Genomic DNA, 4,042 nt, shown 5'->3' with positions numbered 1-4,042 from the left:
ATGCGAAAAAGATTAAATAAATTGACGCAAGCCGATCACGTCAGTTAGATTTTACGAAGGTCTACAATCGAATGAGATTGTGATCGCCATCGATGTTATAGAGCGATCGGCATCATGTTAATACGCAGGTTGTAACGCCGAACATAAGTTGCACCACGGTTAACTAACCAAGCGCACTGAACCTCATACCAAAACTGCGGAGTAAAACGTGTCAACTTGATGTTTTTGTTATGTTTTTACACCAAAGAAGAATCGTATCAGCTCTTCCTCCGCTGGTTTCAAGTCTTTAACACCATCTGAAATCAACCAAGCCTCATCACTAATCCAGATGCAAAAATCTCTGTAAGATGAATCCAATGCCGTCGAATTAATGTTCATTGCGTGCAGTTTATTTACTACGTCAAAGAACTGTATTTCATCTTGTTTATATGAAATGAAAATTTGATAAGCAACTTGTTTAAAGGCTTCATTTTCATCTTGCTCGCCGAGTGACGACAGAATACTTAGTTGTTCATGAAGCGTTTTAGCTAAAGATAATTCAAATAAGATTTCATCAGGATCATCCGAAAACCTAATTTTATCATCAGCCCATATAACTAAATCATCATACGAAATCATGGCACATAGGGCTTCAAACTCTTTTATTTTGTAATCCAATAAAGCCGACATAATTCCACCTAAAACATAACGCCAGCCATAAGTTGCGCCACGACAAACTTACCAAGCGCCCTGAACTTCACACCAAAACTGCCGAACTCTACGCGTCAATTTGATGGCCTTGTTATATGCTTTTCAACCACTGAGATTGTATATCTTTTCGTAAGATCCAACGAAATAGCTTCCTGAGTATTGGAACCTTATATTCGACCTCAATTTTATAATCACATTTGTCGCAATAGATAATAACTGACAGAACTTCAAATAATACAGTTCGATATTTCCTAATCATTTCTTGGCGATATAAATATTCATCTAAATTTTTATGAAATTTAACATTCAATTTAGAGTTTTTACAAAAATTGCAATTCAAGCCTTCTATAGTATTACAGTGATTTAGAAGGATCTTTCTTGCATCAATTTCGTAAGAACTTGCTCCAGCTGGATAGCCACAACGATCACATTTACTTAGAGTTTTATCTACTCCACGATCGCATACCAAACAAGTCCAATTATAACCGACCATAATAAAACCTCTTGAGCATATAACGCCTAACATAAGTTGCACCACAGCAAACTCACCAAGTGCACTAAACTTCATACCAAAAATGCGGAGTAAAACGTGTCAACTTGATGTGCTTGTTACAACCGATATAACTCAATAGCTTAGAACCAAAATACAGCGTATGACTTCCAACAACAACTCGCCTTTTCTCTTTTGCGATTCACTCAACAGCACATCATAATCACAGAGTGGATCACCACTTAAAGCGACTTAGTAAACGCTGAAGCCAAACAATACAGATGAGGACTATTGTTGCGGTACGCGAAAATTGATAATTACACAGCACACTTGGCAATGAACTTAGACCCACAAAATTTGAACCGCAACGGGCGTAATAACCAACAACATCAGTGAATAATTGCGGCCAAAGAACTTATTGAACACGGTGGAAACTTGGTTAGAAAGCCTTGTATAAACCAAGCCTTGAACCACAATAACCGACAAACGAAACTCACTGCATTTCGACTGAAAAGATATTAAATAAGCTGCCACTTGCCGAAGACCAAACCATAAAGATTAGGGCTAAGATGGAGGTTGTAACGTCTAACATAAGTTGCACCACGGCTAACTCACCAAGCTCACCGTACTTCATACCAAAACTGCGGAGTAAAACGTGTCAACTTGATGTTTTTCTTATGTTTCAGAGTCTTGATGAAAGTAAGGATGCGCTAAAAAACCTAGCACTGACAGTGACATCATCAAAGTCCCAAAAACGATTAATAATTCAAGCCAAGAATAAAGCGCTTTGATACTGCTTGTACTTAAATTCTCCTTATATTTGGAAAGCATACACTTCGAGTAGCTTTCAATTTTCACATCACATTCCATATCAGATATTGATTTGTATTGTTTCTGTACGGAAAACTCGACTTCATATTTTAATTGATATGCACTGGCTTCTATTGGTATTGCTGTAGTGGCTACATATTGAATAGATATCAACCCAACAGTTATTAAAGCTATGCCGCCTTTGAACAATAATGTATACCCAATCACGCTTGTTAAATTATCTACAAGGTATTTTCCCTGAAGCACGATAATGTCTAAAAATTTGTTCATCTGATTCCTTTCTATACTCGTGAACTAAGTGAAACATAACGTCTAACATAAGTTGCACCACGGCCAACCCACCAAGCACACCGAACTTCATACCAAAACTGCGGAGTAAAACGTGTCAACTTCATGTTTTTGTTATGTGCGTTCTCTAATTTTCAATTCTTTTTTAAAACTTGATTCCTGTATGTACCAGAAAGCTAATACAATAAATGGTGAAAATAAAATAATAAAAATGAAATTACTCATATTGTCATAGAAAAATGAACCCGGCCAAATATTGTCATCCATAATGAAAAACCCAATTAATCGTCCAATAAATATTGCTAACGATATAATTAAACTTTGAACAACAAAATATCTAAGCTGACCTTTTTCCTTAATCTTAGCCCAACGATTAAATTGCTTTTGATTCATAGAACCTCCTAAAATAAGATCCGCATTTAATATTACAGACTTAGCGCATAACGCCTACAATAAGGTGTGCCACGTTGAACTAACCAAGCGCACCGAACTCCATACCAAAAATGCCGAGTAAAATGCATCACCTTGATTGTTTTGTTATGTTTTTCTTTCTACTGAGTCGCACCAACATTCAAAGTAACCATCGTTGAAACATACATCATTAAATAATTACTTCATTGGAGTTATTGTTAATTTTATCTCCATAAACTCGGCGTACTCACTTTCTGATAAAATTAGCAATTGCTCATATGGAAATGTAGATGAAACAGCTTTAATGATTGCTTCCTCGAAACTTGGTCCACCATTGTTTTCGACTACTTCAACATATTCAAGATTAGAGTTATTGTCTAATGAGAGGTTAACAACCGCTTTCTTGCCATAATAATCTTGTTCTAGTATCAAATTTTGCTGAATCCTATCAACGACTTTAGCAGCACAGTTATTTACTGTATTGCATTTATCTTGCCTTGATGAGCACGCAGATACAGAAAATATTATGAATAAAACTATCAGAAAATGCCTCATAACTCTCCCAAAAACATAACGTCTAACATAAGTTGCACCACGGCTAACTCACCAAGCACACTCAACTCCATACCAAAACTGCGGAGTAAAACGTGTCAACTTGATGTTTTTGTTATACCAATCAGTGATATACGCTATTGTAATCTAACTTTGCCTATGTCATTTACCTGTCCAGCACGGTACTTAGGATAGTAAACCCAATATGTTTTACTATCGTTAGAATCTCTAGCTAATTCTAAATATATTACCTCTTCAGAGGTTTGAATTTTAAAGCCAAATCGTTCAAGTGAATGTGAGTTTGTACCCAGAACATATGATATCTTTTTTAGTGCTGCCACAATCTCATCGTTGTTGATATGTTCTTCTGATGTTGAGCTGATAATTTCTTGTGTGAGCTTCTCACGTAACTCAGAACGAGCAACACTTGGAAAAGTAAAGGTAACTGAAAGTGTCACTATGAAGATAGCAACCATACCAAGAATAATTCTAGGGTTCAGGCGTTTTACAAATATCATCATAGAGATGAAAGAGATGACCGAAATCAAAACACCAATACCACCAATTGTGAACAAAAAGTCTAAGATGCTCAGAAACACATTTCATCCTTATATTTTATAATTTCAATGACGGCGGGATAACATACCCAGGTATAACGCCGAACATAAGTTGCACCACGACTAACTCACCAAGCGCAGTGAACTCCATGCCAAAACTGCGGAGTAAAACGTGTCAACTTGATGTTTTTGTTATAACTTTTGTACATCACAGATGTAAAAA

Annotated in this window: 5 protein-coding genes; all 5 read right to left on the bottom strand. The window is 36.3% G+C overall.

Annotated features, from left to right (window positions below; translation table 11 throughout):
• Positions 1–228: 228 nt before the first annotated feature.
• The 5 genes from C9J12_RS29590 to C9J12_RS29555 all read right to left on the bottom strand — a co-directional run bounded on the left by C9J12_RS29590 (position 229) and on the right by C9J12_RS29555 (position 3,861).
• Positions 229–669, bottom strand: a complete 441-nt coding sequence (locus tag C9J12_RS29590) for a hypothetical protein (RefSeq protein ID WP_107246995.1) — start codon at positions 667–669, stop codon at positions 229–231.
• Positions 670–1,855: 1,186 nt separating this feature from the next.
• Positions 1,856–2,281, bottom strand: coding sequence for a hypothetical protein (locus C9J12_RS30910; RefSeq protein WP_170111923.1), 426 nt, complete (start codon positions 2,279–2,281; stop codon positions 1,856–1,858).
• 132 nt (positions 2,282–2,413) lie between these two features.
• Positions 2,414–2,692, bottom strand: coding sequence for a hypothetical protein (locus tag C9J12_RS29570; RefSeq protein WP_107246988.1), 279 nt, complete (start codon positions 2,690–2,692; stop codon positions 2,414–2,416).
• A gap of 216 nt (positions 2,693–2,908) precedes the next feature.
• Entirely contained in the window at positions 2,909–3,265 is a 357-nt protein-coding gene (locus C9J12_RS29565) for a cell envelope integrity protein TolA (RefSeq protein ID WP_107246985.1), read from the bottom strand.
• Positions 3,266–3,399: 134 nt separating this feature from the next.
• Complete coding sequence (locus C9J12_RS29555; RefSeq protein WP_107246978.1) at positions 3,400–3,861, bottom strand: hypothetical protein; 462 nt, start codon at positions 3,859–3,861, stop codon at positions 3,400–3,402.
• Positions 3,862–4,042: the final 181 nt, after the last annotated feature.

Source organism: Photobacterium frigidiphilum (assembly GCF_003025615.1).
GTDB classification, from domain to species: Bacteria; Pseudomonadota; Gammaproteobacteria; order Enterobacterales; family Vibrionaceae; genus Photobacterium; species Photobacterium frigidiphilum.
Note: the sequence above shows the minus strand (reverse complement) of the source record. Positions and strands in the feature narration are given on the sequence as shown.